This window comes from Pseudomonas sp. 3B-A001-10F (assembly GCF_056313565.1).
The window spans coordinates 206,707-226,402 of record NZ_JBQYFW010000004.1 but is presented as its reverse complement, the minus strand read 5'-3'; the positions used below and the strand labels follow the sequence as shown (position 1 = coordinate 226,402).

Annotated in this window: 19 protein-coding genes and 1 tRNA gene; 13 read left to right on the top strand and 7 right to left on the bottom strand. The window is 59.3% G+C overall.

All coding sequences use genetic code 11. The features are described from left to right. Positions 1-240: 240 nt before the first annotated feature. On the top strand, positions 241-1,758 hold the full coding sequence (locus AC0ZWN_RS06570; RefSeq protein ID WP_476334474.1) for a S1 family peptidase: 1,518 nt from the start codon (positions 241-243) through the stop codon (positions 1,756-1,758). A 53-nt stretch (positions 1,759-1,811) separates the two neighbouring features. Here the strand turns inward: AC0ZWN_RS06570 and hisF are convergent, their stop codons facing one another. The 6 genes from hisF to AC0ZWN_RS06540 form a co-directional block, all read right to left on the bottom strand. After that, entirely contained in the window at positions 1,812-2,582 is a 771-nt protein-coding gene (gene hisF, locus AC0ZWN_RS06565) for an imidazole glycerol phosphate synthase subunit HisF (RefSeq protein ID WP_007897430.1), read from the bottom strand. Between the two features lie 9 nt (positions 2,583-2,591). Next, positions 2,592-3,329 carry a 1-(5-phosphoribosyl)-5-[(5-phosphoribosylamino)methylideneamino]imidazole-4-carboxamide isomerase gene (hisA, locus tag AC0ZWN_RS06560; protein ID WP_003220753.1) on the bottom strand — a complete coding sequence of 246 codons (738 nt, stop codon included), beginning with the start codon at positions 3,327-3,329 and terminating at the stop codon, positions 2,592-2,594. A 42-nt stretch (positions 3,330-3,371) separates the two neighbouring features. Further along, positions 3,372-3,632, bottom strand: coding sequence for a DUF2164 domain-containing protein (locus AC0ZWN_RS06555; RefSeq protein WP_003220751.1), 261 nt, complete (start codon positions 3,630-3,632; stop codon positions 3,372-3,374). Further along, positions 3,633-4,271 (bottom strand): imidazole glycerol phosphate synthase subunit HisH, encoded by a 639-nt coding sequence (gene hisH, locus AC0ZWN_RS06550; protein ID WP_476334472.1) that lies wholly within the window; start codon positions 4,269-4,271, stop codon positions 3,633-3,635. Beyond that, positions 4,271-4,864: an imidazoleglycerol-phosphate dehydratase HisB gene (gene hisB, locus AC0ZWN_RS06545; RefSeq protein WP_007909204.1), complete on the bottom strand. Its 594-nt coding sequence runs from the start codon at positions 4,862-4,864 to the stop codon at positions 4,271-4,273. Before hisB ends, hisH begins: the two co-directional genes overlap by 1 nt. 270 nt (positions 4,865-5,134) lie before the next feature. After that, on the bottom strand, positions 5,135-6,799 hold the full coding sequence (locus AC0ZWN_RS06540; RefSeq protein WP_095047160.1) for an OFA family MFS transporter: 1,665 nt from the start codon (positions 6,797-6,799) through the stop codon (positions 5,135-5,137). A gap of 224 nt (positions 6,800-7,023) precedes the next feature. On the opposite strand from AC0ZWN_RS06540, the gene AC0ZWN_RS06535 reads away from it, so the two are divergent. From AC0ZWN_RS06535 to AC0ZWN_RS06480, 12 genes are all read left to right on the top strand, one after another. Then, entirely contained in the window at positions 7,024-7,428 is a 405-nt protein-coding gene (locus tag AC0ZWN_RS06535; RefSeq protein WP_476334470.1) for an acetyl-CoA sensor PanZ family protein, read from the top strand. 78 nt (positions 7,429-7,506) lie between these two features. Beyond that, positions 7,507-9,732, top strand: coding sequence for an AsmA family protein (locus AC0ZWN_RS06530; RefSeq protein ID WP_476334468.1), 2,226 nt, complete (start codon positions 7,507-7,509; stop codon positions 9,730-9,732). Next, positions 9,729-10,796, top strand: coding sequence for an A/G-specific adenine glycosylase (gene mutY, locus AC0ZWN_RS06525; protein ID WP_476334467.1), 1,068 nt, complete (start codon positions 9,729-9,731; stop codon positions 10,794-10,796). The genes AC0ZWN_RS06530 and mutY overlap by 4 nt, the downstream gene beginning before the upstream one ends. Beyond that, entirely contained in the window at positions 10,793-11,065 is a 273-nt protein-coding gene (locus AC0ZWN_RS06520; RefSeq protein WP_016986336.1) for an oxidative damage protection protein, read from the top strand. The genes mutY and AC0ZWN_RS06520 overlap by 4 nt, the downstream gene beginning before the upstream one ends. A gap of 104 nt (positions 11,066-11,169) precedes the next feature. After that, a tRNA-Phe gene (locus AC0ZWN_RS06515) sits at positions 11,170-11,245 on the top strand. A gap of 418 nt (positions 11,246-11,663) precedes the next feature. Next, positions 11,664-12,638, top strand: coding sequence for a 2,3-diaminopropionate biosynthesis protein SbnA (sbnA, locus tag AC0ZWN_RS06510; protein ID WP_476334466.1), 975 nt, complete (start codon positions 11,664-11,666; stop codon positions 12,636-12,638). Between the two features lie 5 nt (positions 12,639-12,643). Continuing rightward, on the top strand, positions 12,644-13,675 hold the full coding sequence (sbnB, locus tag AC0ZWN_RS06505; RefSeq protein ID WP_476334465.1) for a 2,3-diaminopropionate biosynthesis protein SbnB: 1,032 nt from the start codon (positions 12,644-12,646) through the stop codon (positions 13,673-13,675). Continuing rightward, a complete protein-coding gene (locus tag AC0ZWN_RS06500) occupies positions 13,669-15,450 on the top strand; it encodes an FAD/NAD(P)-binding protein (protein WP_476334464.1) in 1,782 nt (593 codons plus the stop codon). Before sbnB ends, AC0ZWN_RS06500 begins: the two co-directional genes overlap by 7 nt. Further along, a complete protein-coding gene (locus AC0ZWN_RS06495) occupies positions 15,447-16,061 on the top strand; it encodes a glutathione S-transferase family protein (protein ID WP_034153023.1) in 615 nt (204 codons plus the stop codon). Before AC0ZWN_RS06500 ends, AC0ZWN_RS06495 begins: the two co-directional genes overlap by 4 nt. Positions 16,062-16,078: 17 nt before the next feature. Next, the gene (locus tag AC0ZWN_RS06490; protein WP_476334463.1) at positions 16,079-17,503 is read left to right on the top strand and encodes an L-lactate permease; all 1,425 of its coding nucleotides are present in this window, start codon (positions 16,079-16,081) and stop codon (positions 17,501-17,503) included. A 27-nt stretch (positions 17,504-17,530) separates the two neighbouring features. Continuing rightward, positions 17,531-19,009 carry an aminotransferase-like domain-containing protein gene (locus AC0ZWN_RS06485; protein WP_095047155.1) on the top strand — a complete coding sequence of 493 codons (1,479 nt, stop codon included), beginning with the start codon at positions 17,531-17,533 and terminating at the stop codon, positions 19,007-19,009. 29 nt (positions 19,010-19,038) lie between these two features. Beyond that, entirely contained in the window at positions 19,039-19,386 is a 348-nt protein-coding gene (locus tag AC0ZWN_RS06480) for a hypothetical protein (RefSeq protein WP_476334461.1), read from the top strand. A gap of 14 nt (positions 19,387-19,400) precedes the next feature. Here the strand turns inward: AC0ZWN_RS06480 and AC0ZWN_RS06475 are convergent, their stop codons facing one another. After that, complete coding sequence (locus tag AC0ZWN_RS06475; protein WP_257356823.1) at positions 19,401-19,691, bottom strand: YceK/YidQ family lipoprotein; 291 nt, start codon at positions 19,689-19,691, stop codon at positions 19,401-19,403. Positions 19,692-19,696 lie beyond the last annotated feature (5 nt).

The following is a 19,696-nucleotide window of genomic DNA, read 5'->3' as shown; positions in this document are numbered from 1 at the left end:
GACCCCATTTAAAAAGCATCAGCACGTGCTGACGTATCAAAAAAACAGCATGCGAAAGAACAGTTCTCAGCCGAATCAGAGATTCCTGCGGCCTTCACCGACCTCACATGTTTGACTTGCAGACAACAGCACTCACAACTAGTCACATTAGCCAGCACATACCGAACAGCACAACGAATTACACTCACCAGCGAAACACAGTTACTCCATTAATTCCTGAAATACGGTCAAGGATTGATCATGACTAATAAAGTCCGAATATTTTTTGCGTGCTCAGCAATGGCACTCACACTTCCATTAATCTCCTGCGCAGGCACTACAGCCGAAGCGCCGGAAGCAATTCTGCTAAGTAACGCGGGTGGCGACTTTAATCACTGGAACGGCATTGGCAAAATTTTCAAAGACGATAGACCTTATTGCAGCGCATTCCTCCTAGACACTCGCGAAACAGGCAAAGAAGCAAACGGGCCAGCTTACGTAATGACCAATGCGCACTGCACTTCCATCAGAGTCGGCACAATCGCCGACATTGCTTATCAAGGTCAGATACAGTTCAATTTTTTCCATGACACACTCGCGGACGCCAAGCGTTATGACATCGACAAGGTCAATTGGGCCAGTTTCGCCAGTACTGATATCGCTATATTGCAGTTAGGCACCTCACTGGACAGCCTGTTGAAAGACGGAGTAACCCCACTCAAGCTCGCGGCGGCGAGGCCACGCAACGTCAGTCAGGTGAACCTGGTAAGCGCGCCCGCCACTGCAGCCGGCCTGAGGCTTTCGATTTGCACACAAGAGCCGACGCACACAACCCTGATCAAGTATTTGAATGTTCACATCGACTACCAGAAACAAGACTGCAAGGGTATTGAACCAGGCTCCTCCGGCGCTCCGGTGATCGATGCTGAAACGGGACAAGTGACCGGCATATTATCCGGCACTACTTACGGTATTCCTTCGGATGACTTGTGTTTCTGGCATGGTCTGTGTGGAGATAAAAATACACAATCTCTATTGCCGCATCAGGCTAGCCAAAGTTTTCCTGTCGACTATCTGACTGCTTGTTTCGCCAATGGAACATTCCGTCTCGACACAGAAAACTGCGCACTCACTCCCAACTCAAACTTTCAGTTCAGATTAAACTCAAGAGCCATTACAGATATCGGACTGCACAAAACACCCAACGACACTAAACAACCAGCGCCAAAATGGGATATCAATTTTTCCATGAGTACCGAGTTCTATCGCTTCAAGACTGTTCGTGATGCACAGGCTTGTTATTCACCTGACCACTACAGCGACCGAATCAGTACAACCAACGCAAAAGTGCAATCAGAGATTGGCCGAGAACCCGGACTGCATTATTTATGTTTGATTGGCGTGAACTCAATCGATCAACAAGCCGATAGCCGACTTCTTGGAAACGCCCAAATCCTGGCAGCAAGAGTCGTAACTCCCGTTCCGATGCAATTACCCGCGCCGACACTCACCATTGAGCCAGACGGCGATTATCTTTTTATAAAGTACCGCGAAGAGGCGGATCGCAATCTCTGGACCCGGATATACACGGGGCCGGCAGAAGAAACCAATTGCTCCGAGATCAATCCTGAGCACTACAGCAAAGTCGACGACGGGTTTTACACCCCCGTTCAGGCGCTGCCATTGACGCTATGCAGTTACACGATGGATCGAAACCTGAGTGTTTCAGAGGTTCGGACTGATCACTTGCACCCTACGCAATCCCGGATAGCAGAATGAATCATGTGGCGGGTCTCGCTCGACGCGAAGTCCGCCACAGCACCGATGGCCATCTAACGCATCACGATCCCGCGATGGGCCATATAGGCCTTGGCTTCCTGCACGGTGTATTCGCCGAAGTGGAAAATACTCGCCGCCAGCACCGCACTGGCATGGCCCTCGAGAATGCCGTCAGCCAAGTGCTGCAGATTGCCGACGCCGCCGGAAGCGATCACCGGGATGCCCAGCGCATCGCTGATCGCGCGGGTCACGCCGAGATCGAAACCGTTTTTCATGCCGTCCTGATCCATGCTGGTCAGCAGGATTTCACCGGCACCGAGGCCTTCCATTTTCTTCGCCCACTCGACCGCGTCGAGGCCGGTTGGCTTGCGCCCGCCGTGGGTGAAGATTTCCCAGCGCGGGGTTTCGCCCGGGCCGGAGACTTTCTTCGCGTCAATGGCGACAACGATGCACTGCGAGCCGAAATGCTGCGCCGCTTCACCGACGAACTCCGGGTTGAATACGGCAGCGGTGTTGATCGATACCTTGTCCGCGCCGGCATTCAGCAGATTGCGAATGTCCTGCACGGTGCGCACGCCGCCGCCAACGGTCAGCGGAATGAACACCTGGCTGGCCATGCGCTCGACGGTATGCAGCGTAGTGTCACGGCCATCGACGCTGGCGGTGATATCGAGAAAAGTAATCTCGTCGGCACCCTGCTCGTCGTAACGACGGGCGATTTCCACCGGGTCACCGGCGTCGCGGATGTTTTCGAACTTCACACCTTTGACGACCCGGCCGTTGTCCACGTCCAGGCAAGGGATGATGCGTTTGGCCAGCGCCATGGTCAGTCCTCAGCCTTGGTACGAATCGCAGAAAGCTTGCGCTTCGGCGACGTCGAGGGTGCCTTCGTAAATCGCCCGGCCGGTGATGGCGCCGATGATGCCTGGCGCTTTGGCGTCGAGCAGCGACTTGATGTCACCCAGATTGTGGATGCCGCCGGAAGCGATCACCGGGATCTTGGTGGCAGCGGCCAGCGCAGCGGTGAACGGCACGTTGCAACCCTGCATCATGCCGTCTTTGGCGATGTCGGTATAAACGATCGAGGAGACGCCGTCGGCTTCAAACTGCTTGGCCAGATCGATGACCTGCACGGTGCTGATTTCAGCCCAGCCATCGGTGGCGACGAAACCGTCTTTGGCATCCAGACCGACGATGATCTTGCCCGGGAACGCGCGGCAGGCTTCAGCGACGAACGCCGGATCTTTCACGGCTTTGGTGCCGATGATCACGTAGCTCACGCCAGCCTTGACGTAGTGCTCGATGGTTTCCAGCGAACGGATGCCGCCACCGATCTGGATCGGCAAAGTCGGATAGCGCTTGGCGATCGCAGTCACCACTTCGCCGTTGACTGGCTGGCCTTCAAAAGCGCCGTTCAGATCGACCAGATGCAGACGGCGGCAACCGCCCTCCACCCACTTGGCAGCCATGCTCACCGGGTCATCGGAGAACACCGTGGAATCTTCCATGCGGCCCTGACGCAAACGTACGCAGGCACCGTCTTTAAGATCGATAGCGGGAATAATCAGCATCTGGCAAACCTTCAAATTTGAATGTTCAGCTTGGCTCGGAAATCAGTTTTTCTCGAGCGCCCACAGGTCGCTTTCGATGCTTTCAAACCGCTCTTTGAGGTGGGTCTGCACATCGAAAATCGCCCTGTTGTAATAGTGCGGAGCAATTTCGCGGGTAAACAGCTCAAGAATTTCCGCCGCTTCGAACGAACCGAGATCCAGTTCGAAACGGTCTTCCATGAACCGCTGAATCTTGCGATTGGCCTCGTTCTCCTGTTCGGGAGTGAGGGTCAGAATCGGCGGCTTGGACTTCTTGGCAGCCATTTACCAGCGACCGTCCCACGCAGCGAAGTTCTGCAGCAATTGCAGGCCATGGGTATGGCTCTTCTCCGGGTGGAACTGCACGGCGAAACGCGAGCCATCGGCCAGCGCCGCAGCGAAATCGACACCGTAATGACCGCCACCGACCACCTGCCGCGCGTTGGCGGCGGCGATGTAGTAGCTGTGCACGAAGTAAAAACGCGCCATGTCCGGAATGTCGTGCCACAACGGGTGGCTGCCCTTCTGCTTCACCTCGTTCCAGCCCATGTGCGGGACTTTCAGGTGCTCGCCGTCTTCATGCAGGTCTTTGCCGAAGAACTTCACCGCGCCCGGGAACAGGCCGATGCAGTCGACGCCGTCGTTCTCTTCACTGGTGTCGAGCAAGGCCTGCATGCCGACACAGATGCCAAGAAATGGACGATCCTGACTGACTTCACGCACCAGTGAATCGAAGCCGAGGCGACGGATCTCCGCCATGCAATCGCGAATTGCGCCAACACCGGGGAACACCACGCGGTCAGCTTCGCGAATCACGGCGGCATCGCTGGTGATCAGCACTTTACCGGCGCCGACGTGCTCGAGGGCCTTGGCCACCGAGTGCAGGTTGCCCATGCCGTAATCGATAACTGCAACCGTCTGCATTACAGAACGCCTTTGGTCGATGGCATTTGCCCGGCCATGCGCTCATCCAGCTCGACAGCCATGCGCAGCGCGCGGCCGAAAGCCTTGAACACGGTTTCGATCTGGTGGTGGGTGTTGGTGCCACGCAGATTGTCGATGTGCAGGCTGACCAACGCATGGTTGACGAAGCCCTGGAAGAATTCCTGGAACAGGTCAACGTCGAAGCCGCCCACGGTGGCGCGAGTGTACGGCACGTGCATCTGCAGGCCCGGGCGACCGGAGAAGTCGATGACCACACGCGATAGCGCTTCGTCGAGCGGTACATAGGCATGACCGTAGCGACGGATGCCTTTTTTATCGCCGATGGCTTTGGCAAACGCCTGGCCGAGGGTGATACCGACGTCTTCCACCGTATGGTGGTCGTCGATATGCAAATCGCCCTTGCATTCAATATCCAGGTCGATCAACCCGTGACGGGCGATCTGATCCAGCATGTGCTCAAGAAAAGGAACACCGATATCGAATCGGGCCTTTCCGGTGCCATCAAGGTTGATCGAGGCTTTGATCTGGGTTTCCAGAGTGTCGCGCTCGACAGACGCCTTACGTTCGGCCATCACCAGCTCCGCAAAATCATTGGGCGAAAAAGGCAGCCATTATAGGCACGCGAGGCGCAAACAGAAACACGAGAGGTGAGATGGCTGACGGATAGAACGCCCGGCTGTCGCGGGTAGACATGTCCATACAAGCCATAAAGGGCAATGATCGCTCCCACGCTCTGCGTGGGAGTGCAGCCCCGGACGCTCTGCGTCCGCTTCGAATGTGACGCAGAGCGTCACGGGAGGCATTCCCACGCAGAGCGTGGGAACGATCAGGTACAGGCGACCTTAGTGAAACAGTACCGCCGTTTTCTGCAGGGTCACCCACACACCCCACGCCAACGGAATACCCACCACCAGCCACGCAGCGATCGCCAGCGGCTTGCTGCCCGGGGCGGCTTTCCACTCCAGGACCGTGCTGGCATCAGCACCTTTGTCGTGACCCAGCGCCTGTTCGGCAGCCAGTTCAGCGTCGGTCATGAAGTACTTGTCAGCTACCGGACGCACCAGTAGGTTGCACAGGAAGCCCAACACCAGCAGGCCTGCGAGGATGTACAGGGTGATGTCGTAAGCGGCAGCGCGTTCAACGCCGATGCTCAACTGATACTCACGCAGGTAGTTCACCAGCACCGGACCGAGCACCCCGGCCGCAGCCCAAGCGGTCAGCAGACGACCGTGGATCGCACCGACCATCTGCGTACCGAACAGGTCGGCCAGATACGCCGGCACCGTGGCAAAACCGCCGCCGTACATCGACAGAATGATGCAGAACGCCGCCACGAACAGCGCAACGTTGCCCAAATGGCCCATGTTCGGGATCAGCGCGTACAGGGCAAAACCCAGGGCGAAGAACACGAAGTAGGTGTTTTTGCGGCCCAGGTAGTCCGAGAACGAAGCCCAGAAGAAGCGGCCACCGATATTGAACAGGCTGAGCAGACCGGTGAAACCGGCAGCAATCGCAGCGATCGAAGCCAGTTGCCCGGCGTCGAGCTGACCAAACGGCACATCGACACCCAGCAGTTTGCCGCCGAACACTTCCTGCAGCAGTGGCGAAGCCATGCCGAGGATGCCGATGCCGGCAGACACGTTCAGGCACAGCACCAGCCAGACCAGACGGAATTGCGGGGTTTTCCACGCCACATTCACGTGCACGTGACGGTGGGTGATCATCGAGTTCGAGGCTTTCTTCGCCGGAGCGGTCCAGCCTTCAGGTTTCCAGCCGGTTGGCGGAACGCGGTAAGCCAGAGCACCACCGATCATGAACACGAAGTAGATCGCGGCCATGGCGACGAAGCTCTGCCAGACGCCGACACCGGTTGGCGAAGCGAAGTGGCTCATCAGCGCGGTTGCCAGCGGTGCACCGACCATCGCGCCGCCACCGAAGCCCATGATTGCCATGCCGGTAGCCATGCCGCGCTTATCCGGGAACCACTTGATCAGGGTCGAGACCGGCGAGATATAGCCCAGGCCCAGACCGATACCGCCGATCACGCCAGAGCCGAGCCACATTAGCCAGATCTGGTGGGTATAAATACCCAACGCGGAGATCAGCAGACCGCCGCACCAGCACAGTGCAGATACGACACCGGCCTTGCGTGGCCCCGCGTGTTCCAGCCAGCCACCCCAGATCGCTGCCGAGCAGCCGAGGAAGATGAAGAACAGCGTGTAGATCCAGCCGAGCATCGAGATCGGCCAATCACATTGCGACGAGAACACTTGTGCGATGAAGCTCATGTCCGGTGCGCAAGCCACCGGAGCAGTCACGCCCAGCGCCTTGGACAGCGGCAACCAGAACACCGAGAAGCCGTAGGCCATGCCGATGCACAGGTGGATGGCCAGAGCGGCCGGTGGAACCAGCCAACGGTTGAAACCGGGCTTGGCGATGATGCGTTCCTTGGACAGGAACGCGGGCTGATCGGCTTTGAGGCCGTCCGCCGTGATGCTCGTGCTCATTGTGTATCCCCCAATTATTAGTATGGTTCGCCAGCCACTGTTCACCCCCGGCCTTTATGCACGCAGGCATGACCGTTTTTTTGGGTGAAGCTCCTTGAAGGCGCGACGTTAAGTCGCAGAAGGACGGACGAACGGGCGAAGGTTACCATTTGCACGTGACAGAAAAACCAAACTGATATCACCTTTTTTCTGTCGTCTGATCTCGTATCACTCAGGAAAATGTCATGCCAATCGTCGTACAAGCGCTGAACGCCGCCAATTATCAGGACCAGGAGGATTTGCGGAAGATTTATCGCGACGCGCCGGACTGGCTGTTTGCGCCGTTTTCCGGTGAAAACAATCTGATCGACCGCACTCTCGCCGAGGGAAGTTTTATTGCCGGGCGTTTCAACGACCGCTTGCTCGGTGCCGCGCGCCTGCAGAGGCACCACTACGTTTGGTACTTGTCCCATTTATGCGTACGAAAAGTTACCCGTCGCCGTGGAGTTGCTGAACGGCTGGTGAACCAAGCGCAGAAAATGGCGTCGCAAGCGGGGGCTGAACTGCGTCTGCTGGCGCCTGCCGGGCATCCTGAAGCCTTGGCAATTGCAGCGAAGTTACACCTCCCGCTGGAGGTACTGGCAACATGACGCCACACCGAACCGGGCAATTGCAGCGCTATACTCCCCGGCTAAATTACGAATTCGACTAACTACAAGGACTCGCCCATGAAAGCGTTCGGCAAAATCCTGGGTCTGGTACTTCTCGGATTGTTGCTGATCATTGTGGCGGCAGGTTTTGCCCTGACCCACCTCTTCGATCCCAACGATTACAAAGACGAGATTCGCCAGATAGCCCGCGACAAGGCCCACATCGAGCTGACGCTCAATGGCGACATCGGCTGGAGCCTGTTCCCGTGGCTCGGCCTGGAACTGCACGAGGCCAGCGTTGCCACCCTGATCAATCCGACTGAACCGTATGCCGATCTGCAGATGCTCGGCCTGTCCGTGCGGGTGCTACCGCTGTTGCGCCGCGAAGTGCAAATGAGCGATGTCCGCGTTGAAGGACTGAACCTGCGCCTGAAACGCGACAAAAACGGCCACGGCAACTGGGAAGACATCGGTAAGGTGCCGACAGCCGCCGCACCTGCCGGCAGCCCGGCACCTGCCAGCGCAGCCACTGCAGAAGCGCCTGCCCAACCGGAAAAACCGCCACAGCCGATCCGCCTCGACATCGACAGCCTGACCGTCAACAACGCCCGCGTTGAATACAACGACGAGCTGACCGGCAAGCAATTCAGCGCCGAGAGCATCCAGCTGAGCACCGGCCCGGTACACGATTCGACGAATATTCCGGTGAAAGCCACGGCATTCCTCGGCACCAACCAGCCGGTCCTGCGCGTGCGTACCGAGCTCACTGGCGAGCTGCGCATCGAGCGCGCGCTGCAGCGCTACAGGTTCGAAGATATGAAGCTTTCCGGTGAATTGGCCGGCGATCCGTTGCAAGGCAAGACCATGACCTTCGCAGCTCAGGGCCAGTTATCGCTGGACAAAGCGGCGAACGTCGCCGAATGGACCGGTATCAAGATCTCTGCCAACCAGTTGCGCGCCTTGGGTGAGCTGAAAGCCAATGACCTCGACAAGACTCCGCAGATCACTGGCGGGCTCTCCATCGCCCAGTTCGATCTGGCGAAATTCGTCGACAGCATCGGCCAGAAACTCCCGGCCATGGCCGAAGGAAGCCTGAGCAAAGTCGAACTGGTCAGCCGCGTGGCCGCCACGCCAACCAGCATTGCCTTCGACAATATCAATCTGAAACTCGACGACAGCAGCTTCAGCGGCCGCATCGCCGTCGAAGACTTCGCCAAACAATCGCTGCGGGCAATTCTCAAGGCCGATACGTTCAACGCTGACCGCTACCTGCCGCCGAAATCGGCACAAGCCAACAGCGCCACGCAAGTGCGTCAGGGCGAAGTCGCCAGCACCGAAGCCGATGCCATGGCCGGTGCCGGCTCCACGCCGCTGCCGGACAAACCGAGCAAAACCGCCTGGAGCACCGAGCGCCTGCTACCGGTTGAGCGCCTGGCCAAACTCGACGTCGACGCCGACCTGACTTTTGGCCAACTGACCATCGACAAGTTGCCGATCCAGAACGCCGCACTGAAAGCCACCGGCCAAAGCGGCTTGCTGACCCTGACCAACCTGAGCGGCGAACTGTACAACGGCGGTTTCGCCGCCAATGGCACCCTTGATGTACGCCCGAGCGCGCCTGTACTGAACCTGCAGACCAAGCTCAATCGCGTGCCTGTAGAAAAAATCCTCGAAAGCCAAGGCAAGAACCCGCCCGTCAAAGGTCTGGTGACCCTCACCAGCAATATCACCGGCAGCGGCAACAGCCAGCAGGCGCTGATCGATACGCTTAACGGCAACGCCAGTTTCGTGATCAACAACGGCGTGCTGCTCAACGCCAATCTTGAACAGCAACTGTGCAAAGGCATCGCCACGCTTAACCGCAAAACCCTCAGCGGCGAACCACGCGGTAAAGACACGCCATTCCAGGAACTCAAGGGCAACCTGACTTTCCGCAATGGCATTGCCAGCAACCCGGACCTGAAAGTGCGCATCCCCGGCATGACCGTCAACGGTGACGGCGACATCGACTTGCGCGTGCTCGGCATGGACTATCGCGTCGGCATCATTGTCGAAGGCGACACCAGCGCCATGCCGGATCCGGCGTGTCAGGTCGGCGAAAAATTCGTCGGCATCGAATGGCCACTGCGCTGCCGTGGTCCGCTGGAGCTGGGCGCCAAGGCCTGCCGCGTCGACAACGATCGCCTCGGTCAGGTCGCGACCAAACTGGCCGGCGACAAGCTCAGTGAAAAAATCGACGAAAAACTCGGTGACAAGGTCAGCCCGGAATTGAAAAACGCATTGAAGGGGCTGTTCAAGCGATGAGAGCGGAGCAATTTTCCACGGCGGTGCTGGATTGGTTCGACCGCCACGGCCGCCACGATCTGCCTTGGCAGCAGAACATCAACCCGTATCGGGTGTGGGTGTCGGAGATCATGTTGCAGCAGACCCAGGTCAGCACCGTGCTCAATTACTTCGACCGTTTCATGGCCGCGCTACCGACAGTCGAGGCGCTGGCCGAAGCACCGGAAGACGAAGTGCTGCACCTGTGGACCGGGCTGGGTTACTACACCCGCGCGCGCAATTTGCAGAAGACTGCGAAGATCGTAGTCAGCCAATACGCTGGCGAGTTTCCGCGTGACGTTGAAAAGCTTACGGATCTACCAGGCATTGGTCTGTCCACTGCCGGCGCCATCGCGAGCATCAGCATGGGTCTGCGCGCGCCGATTCTCGACGGCAACGTCAAACGCGTGCTGGCGCGCTTTACCGCGCAAGAGGGCTACCCCGGCGAACCGAAGGTCGCCAAACAACTGTGGGCCACCGCTGAACGCTTTACGCCGCACGATCGGGTCAACGCCTACACCCAGGCGATGATGGATCTCGGCGCCACACTGTGCACGCGTAGCAAACCGAGCTGCCCGCTGTGTCCGCTGGAGCGTGGCTGCGAAGCGCACATGCTCGGCCTCGAAACCCGCTACCCGATTCCCAAGCCGCGCAAAGCCATTCCGCAGAAGCGCACGCTGATGCCGATGCTCGCCAACGGCGATGGTGCAATTCTGCTTTACCGTCGCCCCTCGAGCGGTTTGTGGGGCGGTCTGTGGAGCCTGCCGGAACTCGACGACCTCGATGACCTGCAACATCTCGCCGATCAGCACTCGCTGACCATGGGCGAGCAGCAGGCGCTGCCGAACCTCGTTCACACGTTCAGCCATTTCCAGCTGTCCATCGAACCCTGGCTGGTTCAGGTGCAGGAGGCCGCCCATCACGTGGCCGAGGCCGACTGGCTCTGGTATAACCTCGCCACCCCGCCGCGCCTGGGCCTCGCCGCCCCGGTCAAAACCTTGCTCGAACGCGCGGCCGCCGTCTTGAATGCAGGAGAGTCGCCATGACCCGCACCGTAATGTGCCGCAAGTACAAAGAAGAATTGCCCGCGCTGGACCGCGCCCCTTTCCCGGGCGCCAAAGGTCAGGATATTTTTGACCACGTCTCGGCCAAGGCCTGGGCTGACTGGCAGAAACACCAAACCTTGCTGATCAACGAAAAGCGTCTGAACATGATGAACGCCGAAGACCGCAAATATCTTCAGGGCGAAATGGACAAGTACTTCTCCGGCGAGGAATACGCCAAGGCCGAAGGCTACGTTCCGCCTGCTGAGTAAACCCTGCAAAATCGGGGGCCGGATCGTAAGCGACGGAATTAATTTAAGAAATTTTAAAAAAGTCGTTGACGTAAATCCGAAAAACCCTTTTAATGCGCCCCGTTGCCCAGATAGCTCAGTCGGTAGAGCAGGGGATTGAAAATCCCCGTGTCGGCGGTTCGATTCCGTCTCTGGGCACCAAATACCGAAAACCCTGAATCGCAAGATTCAGGGTTTTTTTATACCTGCGATTTGATCACGCTTCGCTCTCCGCCCCGCAACGCCCTCCTCTCGATACACCTCAAACCCGCCTGTACTGAAAAATACCCAAAATCTGTATCTCTCCCCATGTAGGAAAATTCGCCAGTATTCCTCCAAGCCTTGGCGAGCCAACGACTGGCTCTACTTTGCGCCCCGCAACACTCTGGGCCCCTGAAGCCCTCAGAGCGCAAAACCTGATTTTTTGAATAGATCGGCGTCCACCGCAAGGTCACTTCCTGTCCAGCTAAAAAATCTAAAAACAAACCCAACAGGCGAACTGCATTTACTGCTTTTCAAACATTCCAGGATGAATGCTGGCGCCCCTGTGCGCCCGGCAAAAGAGCGAAACGGACGACGTATGATCAAGCAACTTATCAATGAAGACAGTTATGTGCAGATTGGCGATCTGTGCAGCGCAACGATCCAGCTGAAAATCGAAGGACTGAATCCTGCCGGATCGATCAAGCTCAAAACCGCACATGCCCTGATCACGGATCTGGAAAACCAGGGCCGGATTCACCATAAGACCCGCCTGGTCGAGTCTTCCTCGGGGAATCTGGGGGTCGCGCTGGCCATGGTTTGCGCCGCAAAGGGTTACAAGTTTGTCTGTGTGATCGACCCGAACATTTCTGCGCCGAACAGAAAACTCATGCAGGCACTGGGTGCCGAAATGATCATGGTCGATCAGCGTGACGAAAACGGCGGCTACCTGAATTCGCGTATCCGTTTGATCGAGCAACTGGTCGCAGAGAACTCCGACTACATCTGGCTCAATCAATACAAAAACCCGACCAACCCCCTCGCTCACTATCAAGCGACCGCGAAGTCCATCGCCCATAAGTTTCCACACGTGGACTACTTGTTCGTCGGCGCCGGTACCACCGGTACTTTGATGGGCTGCAAGAACTACTTCGCCGAACACCATCCGCACACCAAAGTGATTGCCGTCGATACGGTCGGCTCGGTGACCTTCGGTCTGCCGGGCGGTACGCGGCATATCCCGGGGCTGGGTACCAGCCGTCTGCCGGAGATCTTCGAGCCGTCGGGGATTCACGACTTCGTATCGATCGCCGAGGAACAGACGATCAAAGTCTGCCGCTGGCTGGCGCAACGCTACGGTCTGCTTTTCGGTGGTTCCACCGGCACGGTCCTGGCGGGCATCCAGCAATGGGCGCCGCACATCCGTCCTGACGATGTCGTTGTGGCGATCTCCCCCGACATGGGTGAGCGCTACCTCGAAACCATCTACTCCGACGACTGGGTCACCCAGCGGATCGGCGCAAACGCTTTGCAACCCCTCTTCCCAGAAATCGCACTGGCACTCTCGGCGTAATCCCCATGACCACACACAACCCGATTCAACCGTTCCATGTAATCCCCGGCGCTGTCGTCAAGGAAATCCTCAACGGCCTGCGTCACGCAACCATCGACATGGTTGCCCAGACCTACCTGACCCACGAGCGCGGCGAAACCGTTAACCCGGATAGCTACTTCCTGCGTTTTCCGGCGCAACCGGCGAACCGGATCATTGCTTTGCCGGCAGCGATCGTCGACAGCGAGGGCGATCAGTCCGTCTCCGGGATCAAGTGGATTGCCAGCTATCCCGACAACATCAAGTCGGGCATCCCGCGCGCTTCGGCGGTGCTGATCCTCAACGATCCGGACACCGGCTATCCCTACGCGCTGCTTGAAGGCGCGCTGATCAGTGCCGTGCGCACCGCAGCGTCGGCGGTGCTCGGTGCCTGGTGGCTGAATGACCAGAGCAAGAGCGCACAGAAACTCTCGATCATTGGCGGCGGGGTGATTTCTCGGAACATCCTTGAGACGTTCATCGCCGATGACTGGTCGTTCGATAGCGTGGGCATTCACGACCTCAATGCAGAATCAGCACATGCGCTGGCGGCGTTCGGCAAGCAACTCGGGGTGCCGGATGTACAGCTGTTGTCGCTGGACGAGGCACTGAGCGCCGACATCGTGGTGTTCGCCACCAGTGCCGGCGAACCCTACGTCAACGGCAGCGGCACCTTCCGCCCGGGGCAGATCGTGCTGAACATCTCGCTGCGGGATATCGGCGCAGAGATCATCGAAGAAAGTTACAACTACTTCGATGACGTGACCCATTGCCTGAAAGCCAATACCTCGCCGCATCTGGCCGAGCAAAAGTACGGGCATCGTGATTTCGTTACCGGCACCGTCGGGCAATTGATTCGCGGCGACCTGCAGGTTGCCACGGACAAGCCGCTGATTTATTCGCCGTTCGGCATGGGCATCCTCGACCTGGCGATTGGCCGGATGATCCACGACATCGCGGTCAAGGACGGTTCGGCGGTCGCCATCCCCTCCTTCTTCGGGGAGGAGCGCAGATGGTGACGGCGCCTCTGCACATCGGCCTGGTGGGCTGCGGCTCGCGCGGGCTATCGATTTTCGAACGCCTGCTGAGCCTTGCTGAAACCCGCCCGGAGCAGCCAGTCGTCATCGATATTTTCGATCCGAATGTGCTCGGAAGCGGCGCGCATTGGCCGGATCAACCGGACTATCTGCTGCTCAACACCGTTGCCGGTCAACTCGGGGTTTTCCCCGACGCAGCAGCCTTCGGAAACCTGGCGGATGCGCGGGAACGACCGGGCGCAGATTTCCTGACGTGGTGCCACGGGCAGCGCATCAAGGTCGACGCGGACAGCGGACTGCTCGCCGCCGACGGCCGTGACGTCGAGCCGCAGGACTTTCTGCCGCGCCATTTGCTCGGCGCCTATCTGGCGGACGCCTTCGCGCAAATCCTCGCGACGGCACCGCACTGGGTGAGCGTGAACCTGCATCAGCAGGCCGTCACCGCGGTCGAGAGCAACGCGGGTCAGCAATACCTGCTGCAGACCGCTTCGGGGGCTGCGGTCACCGTGGATCGGCTGATTCTGACGGTCGGCCATACCGGTCGCCTGCGCTCGGCGGATCGCAACCGCGTTGATGATGTCTATCCGCTGCCCGGCAGCCTCGCCACCATCGAGCCCGGCGAAACCGTGCTGGTTGAAGGGCTCGGGCTGGGTGCGATGGACACCCTGGCGGCGCTGACCTCCGGCAGAGGCGGAAGCTACAAGCGCATGGCCGACGGCAGTCACGCCTATCAGCCCTCGGGCCAGGAGCCGGTGATTTTTATCCAGTCGCGGGACGGGCTGCCGTTTCGCACCCGACCCAACGGCCTGATTGAATGCCCGCGCCATCGCGCCGTACTGCTGACGAGTGCGCGCATCGAATCCCTGCGGGCAAGCAGCAATAACCGACAGTTGGACTTCGAACAGGACATCCTGCCGCTGATGCTGCTGGAGATGCGTGCTGCGGCCGTCGCCGTCGTGCACAGCCCATCAGCGCCAGAGCAGGTGCTGGAGCGACTCAGGGCCGTTAGCGTTGTTGGCGAACCCGGTGTTGGCGCCTGTGAGGCGTTACTGCGTGAGTACGAAGCGACCAGCGGCTCGATCGATCCGCAAGCGCTGATCTGGCATGCACTGCCGGACGACGTGCAGCCCTACAACTATCACGCCTGGATCTACGACACCCTCGAAGCCGATTTGCACGAGTCGCGCCTAGGGCGCGGAGGATCGGCGATCAAAGCCGCCATCGAAGTCTGGCGCGATCTGCGTGACCGCCTGCGTGAGGCCGTCGATTTCGACGGGCTGACCGACGCGTCGCATCGGCAGTTCTATGGCCGTTGGCACAAGGCAATCAACCGCCTCGTTGCGGGCCCGCAAAAAGAGCGCCACGCCGACCTGCTCGCTCTGTGTGACGCCGGTCTGCTGACATTTCTCAAGCCCGGCTCGCGCCCTGCGATCAACGACTTCAAACGCGTCGCCGGTTATGTCCAGAGCAGCGGCGTAAGCAACAGCGACTGCGCGCCGGTGCGTGATCTGGCGCGGCTGGGCCTGATCCGCCCGAGAACCGACGAACCAGGCATCGACGGCATCGATGTCGACGCCGCGTGCCACCCGAAATCGAGCGCTGGCGAACCGGTGCGCAACATTTGGGTACTCGGCCCGCTCGCCGAAGGTTCTTGCTACTACAACCACTACGTCACCTCGGCGGGCGCGCCTTCGCGTCTGTTCATGGACGCCCATCGAGCAGCCACTGCCATCCTTGAGACAGGGACTTCAGCATGAAGCTTTTCTACCAGACGCATTCACCCTACGCCCGCAAGGTGCTGGTGCTGGCTCACGAACTCGGCATCGCGTCGAGCCTGGAAGTGATCCACCACGAGACCAGCCCGACGTCGCCAAACGAGACCATCTACAAGGCCAATCCGTTGGGCAAAGTGCCGGTGCTGATCCTGCCTGACGACACGGCGCTGTTCGATTCCATCGTGATCTGTGAATACCTCGACGACCTGAGCGACGGGCCGAAACTCATCCCGGCAAACGGCCCTGAGCGCTACAAGGCGCTGCGCCTGCAAGCATTGGCGCAGGGCATGTGCGATGTCGGCATCAAGCTGCGCTGGGAAGTCGAGCGCCGCCCCGAGGCCTTGCGCTATCCGGCCTATGCCGACGGTCAGGCGTTCAAACTCAAGGAGGCTTACCGTTTCATCGAAGAACACGTCGACCTCAATGGCCCGATCACCCTCGGCCATATCGCCCTGGCGACCGCGCTCGACTGGATCGCCTTTCGCCAACTCTCGGACTTTTCCGCTCAAGCACGCCTGACCGAGTGGTATCAGACTTTTTGTGAGCGGGCGTCCATGCGGGCGACCGAGTACAGCGGGCAGACTCACGATTAAGTTAAGGAAAACCGGGTATGAGTTCTCTCTTGTTGCAAATGTCACCGATCGCGCTGGTGATCGCGTTGATCCTGATCGTCCGCCGACCGCCAGTGCAAGCGGCACTGGCCGGCGTAGTGCTGGTGCTCGTGCTGTGGGCCTTGGGCGCAGCCGGGCCTGTGTCGGCGGCAATCAGCACGGCCATCTTTCAGGACACCACCATCCTGTTTCTCAGCACGGCGTGCGTGATCATCCCGGGGCTGGCCTTCGTCATCCTGGTCGAGCGCGGTGGTGCGCCGCAGGCCATCGGCGCCTGGGTCAAGGAACTCGGCTGGACGCCGCCGGCGCAAGTCATCTTCATCGTGCTGGGCCTCGCACCGCTGCTTGAAGCGATGACCGGTTTCGGTGTTTCGCTGATCGCAACCGTGCCGTTGCTGATGGGGCTGTTCACCCGCCAGTCGGGGATGAAAATCGCCCTCGCCGGGATGGTCATCATGCCGTGGGGCACACTGGGTCTGGCCACCGTGATCGGCGCGCTATTGGCGCACTTGCCGGCGCAAACCCTTGGTAGTCATTCGGCGCTGATCAGTGCGCCAGTGTTCCTCTGCCTGGCGGCGATTGCTCTGTGGCAGGGTGGCATCCGTAAGGTTTCGCCGTGGCTTGGACTGATCGTGGTGACGGCGCTGTTCGTCGCGGTGCTGTTTTCCATCAACCTGTGGATCGGCCCGGAAGTCTCCGGTGTGCTGGCCGGTCTGGCGGTGGCTTGCGTCGGCCTGGGGATCTCTTATGCACAACGGAAGAAACTGGTGCGCTGGCCGAACGCAGCCTGGCCCTATCTGGCCTTGCTGGGGGTAATCGTTGCGTCGCGCGGGTTGTTCGTCCTGTCGGGCTGGGATGCGCTGTGGATCATCAAAGGCGAGCATGTTTCGTGGAAGCCATTGGCCTCCCCGGGGCTGGCGTTGCTGATCGTCACGCTGTTGATGGCAATCAAGCAAAGCGCCGCCGCAGGTTTCCCGTGGCGAGCGCTGTTCAACCGGGCGAAATTTCCGGTCACGACGATTTTCCTGTTCCTGCTGCTGTCGCAGGTGATGGTCAACGCCGGTTTCCTGGTCGAAGCACAGCGCACACTGCAATCGTTGTCGGGGATTTCCCTGGCGCCAACCATCGCAGTGCTGGCGGGGCTTGCCGGTTACGTCACCGGTTCCAACGTCGGCGGCAACACCCTCGTCATGCCCTCCATCGCCGCGCTGAGCAGCGAACACGGTGCCTGGCTGGCCGCGATGGTCAACAGTGCCGCCGGGCATGGCGCACTGGGGTCGCTGTCGATCCTGTCGCTGATCACCGGGCTGGCGGGCGCCAATCGGCATGAAGAAAACAACCTGATCCGATTCGCCTTCGGCCTGGTTGCGCTCAACATCGTCATAGTTGCTGCAACGGGGATCGTTTTGCTCTACTTTCTCTGAATTGTTTCGAAACATCACAGAGAACTTATGGACAGGTTTGATCTACCGGACAAGCGCTGGCGGATAGTCAAGGACTGGATTATTCGTCAGATCGACAGCGGTGAATGGGCAGCCGAAGCGAAACTGCCCTCGATCCGTACGCTGGCGCGAATGTTTGAAACCAGCATCACCACCGTTCAGCGCGCGTTGGCGGATCTGGAAGCCGATGCTTACGTTTCGACCAAACCGCGTATCGGCTACTTCGTCTCAGCCTCCGGACAAGCAAAACCCGCCAGGGGTTTTGACTTCTCCAGTGTCACCGTCAACGTCAATCATGCGGTGGTCGCGATGCTCTCCCAAGCGGCCTCGCGCACCACCGCGTCGTTGAATTCAGCGGTGTTGCACAGCGACCTCACACCCAACGTGCTGCTCAACAAGTGCCTGTCGGTATTGGCTGGCAAAGCTGACAACTCGCTCACCGGACTGGTCGCACCGCCCGGTCTGCCGGCACTGCGACGACGCATCGCCGGGCTGATGCTGACCCGTGGCGTGGTCTGCGGGCCGGACGATATTCTGGTGACGTCGGGCGACACCATTGCCCTGGAACTGGCCCTCGAAGCCGTCGCCTCGAAAGGCGCTACGGTCGCTATCGAAACGCCGACGTATTACGGCATCCTGCAGACCATCGAACGTCTGGGCATGCGCGCCTTGCCCATCCGCACGCACGGCAAACTCGGTCTCGATGTCGATCACCTCGAAGAAGCGTTGAAGCTGAAAAAGGTCGCGGTGATCTTTCTCAACCCAACCCTGCAGAACCCGCGAGGTTTCATCATGCCCGACGAGACTCGCGCACGGCTGTCACAGATCGCACGCGAAGCGGACGTGCCGATTATCGAGGACGACATCTTCTTCGACCTGGTGCCGGAAGGCGATCGCCCCCGCGCCATCAAGAGCTACGACACCAGCGGGCAGACGATTTACTGCTCGTCGTTCTCCAAGACCATCGCGCCGGGTTATCGCGTCGGCTGGTGTCTGGCTGGCAAGTACCGCAATGCCATTCTGGCGCAGATGTTTTCGCGCAATCTGGCGGTTTCCAGCCTTGCGCAAAATGTCCTCAACGAATTTATCGGGCGCGGCTACATGGAAGAGCACTGCGCCAGACTCCGCTCGCAACTGTCGTCGCTGGCCAGTTTTGTCGAAGCGCTGGTGCGCACGGATTTCCCTGCGGGCACCGTGTACGTACCGCCACGTGGAGGGTTCATCCACTGGATTGAACTGCCGCTACACACCGACATGTCGGCATTGCAGGATTTAGCCAGCGAACGCGGCTGCCACGTGGCCGGCAACGGCATCTTCTTCGCCGACGGACATGCAACCACGGGTGTGCGCATCTGCCTTGGCACTGCGCTGACTCCGGGAGTGATCGAGATCCTCAAGGTGATTGCCGAAAGCGCACACCTCGCCGGGCGACCCTCTGACGGACGGCAAAACCTGACTGAGCAACATCAAGAACCAGCCGTTTCCTGAGCGCAAAAGGACGTTTGCAGTAACACTTCATGAATCAGAAAAGAACCCGCATTCCCCTGCCCCATCCGCCGCCGTATCGCCAGAGCCGGACAACCTTCTGGCTGACCGTGCTCGTCGGCGTACTGATTGCCTTCGCCCTCTGTGCATCGATCTACATACTGATCGACAGCTGGATCAGCGGCGCCATCACCACCACCAACCGTGGCCCCAAGCACACCTATTACCTGGCTGTGCAACCACGACGGTTCTGGATCGAGTTTGTCTCGCAAAGCCTAGGAACCGTGTTTCTGCTGGCTGCCGGGGTGTTCGGCCTATGGATTTATCGCAAAGTGCACGAGCCGGTGGAGAAGCCCAAAGGCAAGCGCATACGACGATAATCGGGTGAGCGGTTTCAGAGCGTGTTGACGTAGTCGATGGGCAACAGAACGGTATCCACGGCGGCATCTACCGGTAGCGATACGACAGTAATCAAAGGGCAAACGATCGTGACATAACAGATCACCGCTGTTGGCTTGCCGTCGTCATCCCTCACGCCGAGCAGGCGTAAATTACCGTCGACACCCTTGTAGTAAGGCTCTGGCGAGGCGCCACTCAAGCGCCCCGTCATCGTTCCACAACCGGCCAACAGCGCAACAAGGCTCGCCACGGAGCCAAAAAGCAAAATCCCTTTCAATGCCAACATCCTTC

Excerpts from the sequence above, each read along its gene's own strand:
- AC0ZWN_RS06495 (WP_034153023.1), top strand. The coding sequence starts at position 15,447 with ATGAAGCTTTTCTACCAGACGCATTCACCCTACGCCCGCAAGGTGCTG.
- AC0ZWN_RS06555 (WP_003220751.1), bottom strand. The coding sequence starts at position 3,632 with ATGGCTGCCAAGAAGTCCAAGCCGCCGATTCTGACCCTCACTCCCGAA.
- AC0ZWN_RS06540 (WP_095047160.1), bottom strand. The coding sequence starts at position 6,799 with ATGAGCACGAGCATCACGGCGGACGGCCTCAAAGCCGATCAGCCCGCG.
- AC0ZWN_RS06490 (WP_476334463.1), top strand. The coding sequence starts at position 16,079 with ATGAGTTCTCTCTTGTTGCAAATGTCACCGATCGCGCTGGTGATCGCG.
- mutY (WP_476334467.1), top strand. The coding sequence starts at position 9,729 with ATGAGAGCGGAGCAATTTTCCACGGCGGTGCTGGATTGGTTCGACCGC.
- hisA (WP_003220753.1), bottom strand. The coding sequence starts at position 3,329 with ATGCTGATTATTCCCGCTATCGATCTTAAAGACGGTGCCTGCGTACGT.
- hisF (WP_007897430.1), bottom strand. The coding sequence starts at position 2,582 with ATGGCGCTGGCCAAACGCATCATCCCTTGCCTGGACGTGGACAACGGC.
- AC0ZWN_RS06485 (WP_095047155.1), top strand. The coding sequence starts at position 17,531 with ATGGACAGGTTTGATCTACCGGACAAGCGCTGGCGGATAGTCAAGGAC.
- hisB (WP_007909204.1), bottom strand. The coding sequence starts at position 4,864 with ATGGCCGAACGTAAGGCGTCTGTCGAGCGCGACACTCTGGAAACCCAG.
- AC0ZWN_RS06520 (WP_016986336.1), top strand. The coding sequence starts at position 10,793 with ATGACCCGCACCGTAATGTGCCGCAAGTACAAAGAAGAATTGCCCGCG.
- AC0ZWN_RS06480 (WP_476334461.1), top strand. The coding sequence starts at position 19,039 with ATGAATCAGAAAAGAACCCGCATTCCCCTGCCCCATCCGCCGCCGTAT.
- hisH (WP_476334472.1), bottom strand. The coding sequence starts at position 4,271 with ATGCAGACGGTTGCAGTTATCGATTACGGCATGGGCAACCTGCACTCG.
- sbnB (WP_476334465.1), top strand. The coding sequence starts at position 12,644 with ATGACCACACACAACCCGATTCAACCGTTCCATGTAATCCCCGGCGCT.
- AC0ZWN_RS06475 (WP_257356823.1), bottom strand. The coding sequence starts at position 19,691 with ATGTTGGCATTGAAAGGGATTTTGCTTTTTGGCTCCGTGGCGAGCCTT.
- AC0ZWN_RS06500 (WP_476334464.1), top strand. The coding sequence starts at position 13,669 with ATGGTGACGGCGCCTCTGCACATCGGCCTGGTGGGCTGCGGCTCGCGC.
- AC0ZWN_RS06530 (WP_476334468.1), top strand. The coding sequence starts at position 7,507 with ATGAAAGCGTTCGGCAAAATCCTGGGTCTGGTACTTCTCGGATTGTTG.
- sbnA (WP_476334466.1), top strand. The coding sequence starts at position 11,664 with ATGATCAAGCAACTTATCAATGAAGACAGTTATGTGCAGATTGGCGAT.
- AC0ZWN_RS06535 (WP_476334470.1), top strand. The coding sequence starts at position 7,024 with ATGCCAATCGTCGTACAAGCGCTGAACGCCGCCAATTATCAGGACCAG.
- AC0ZWN_RS06570 (WP_476334474.1), top strand. The coding sequence starts at position 241 with ATGACTAATAAAGTCCGAATATTTTTTGCGTGCTCAGCAATGGCACTC.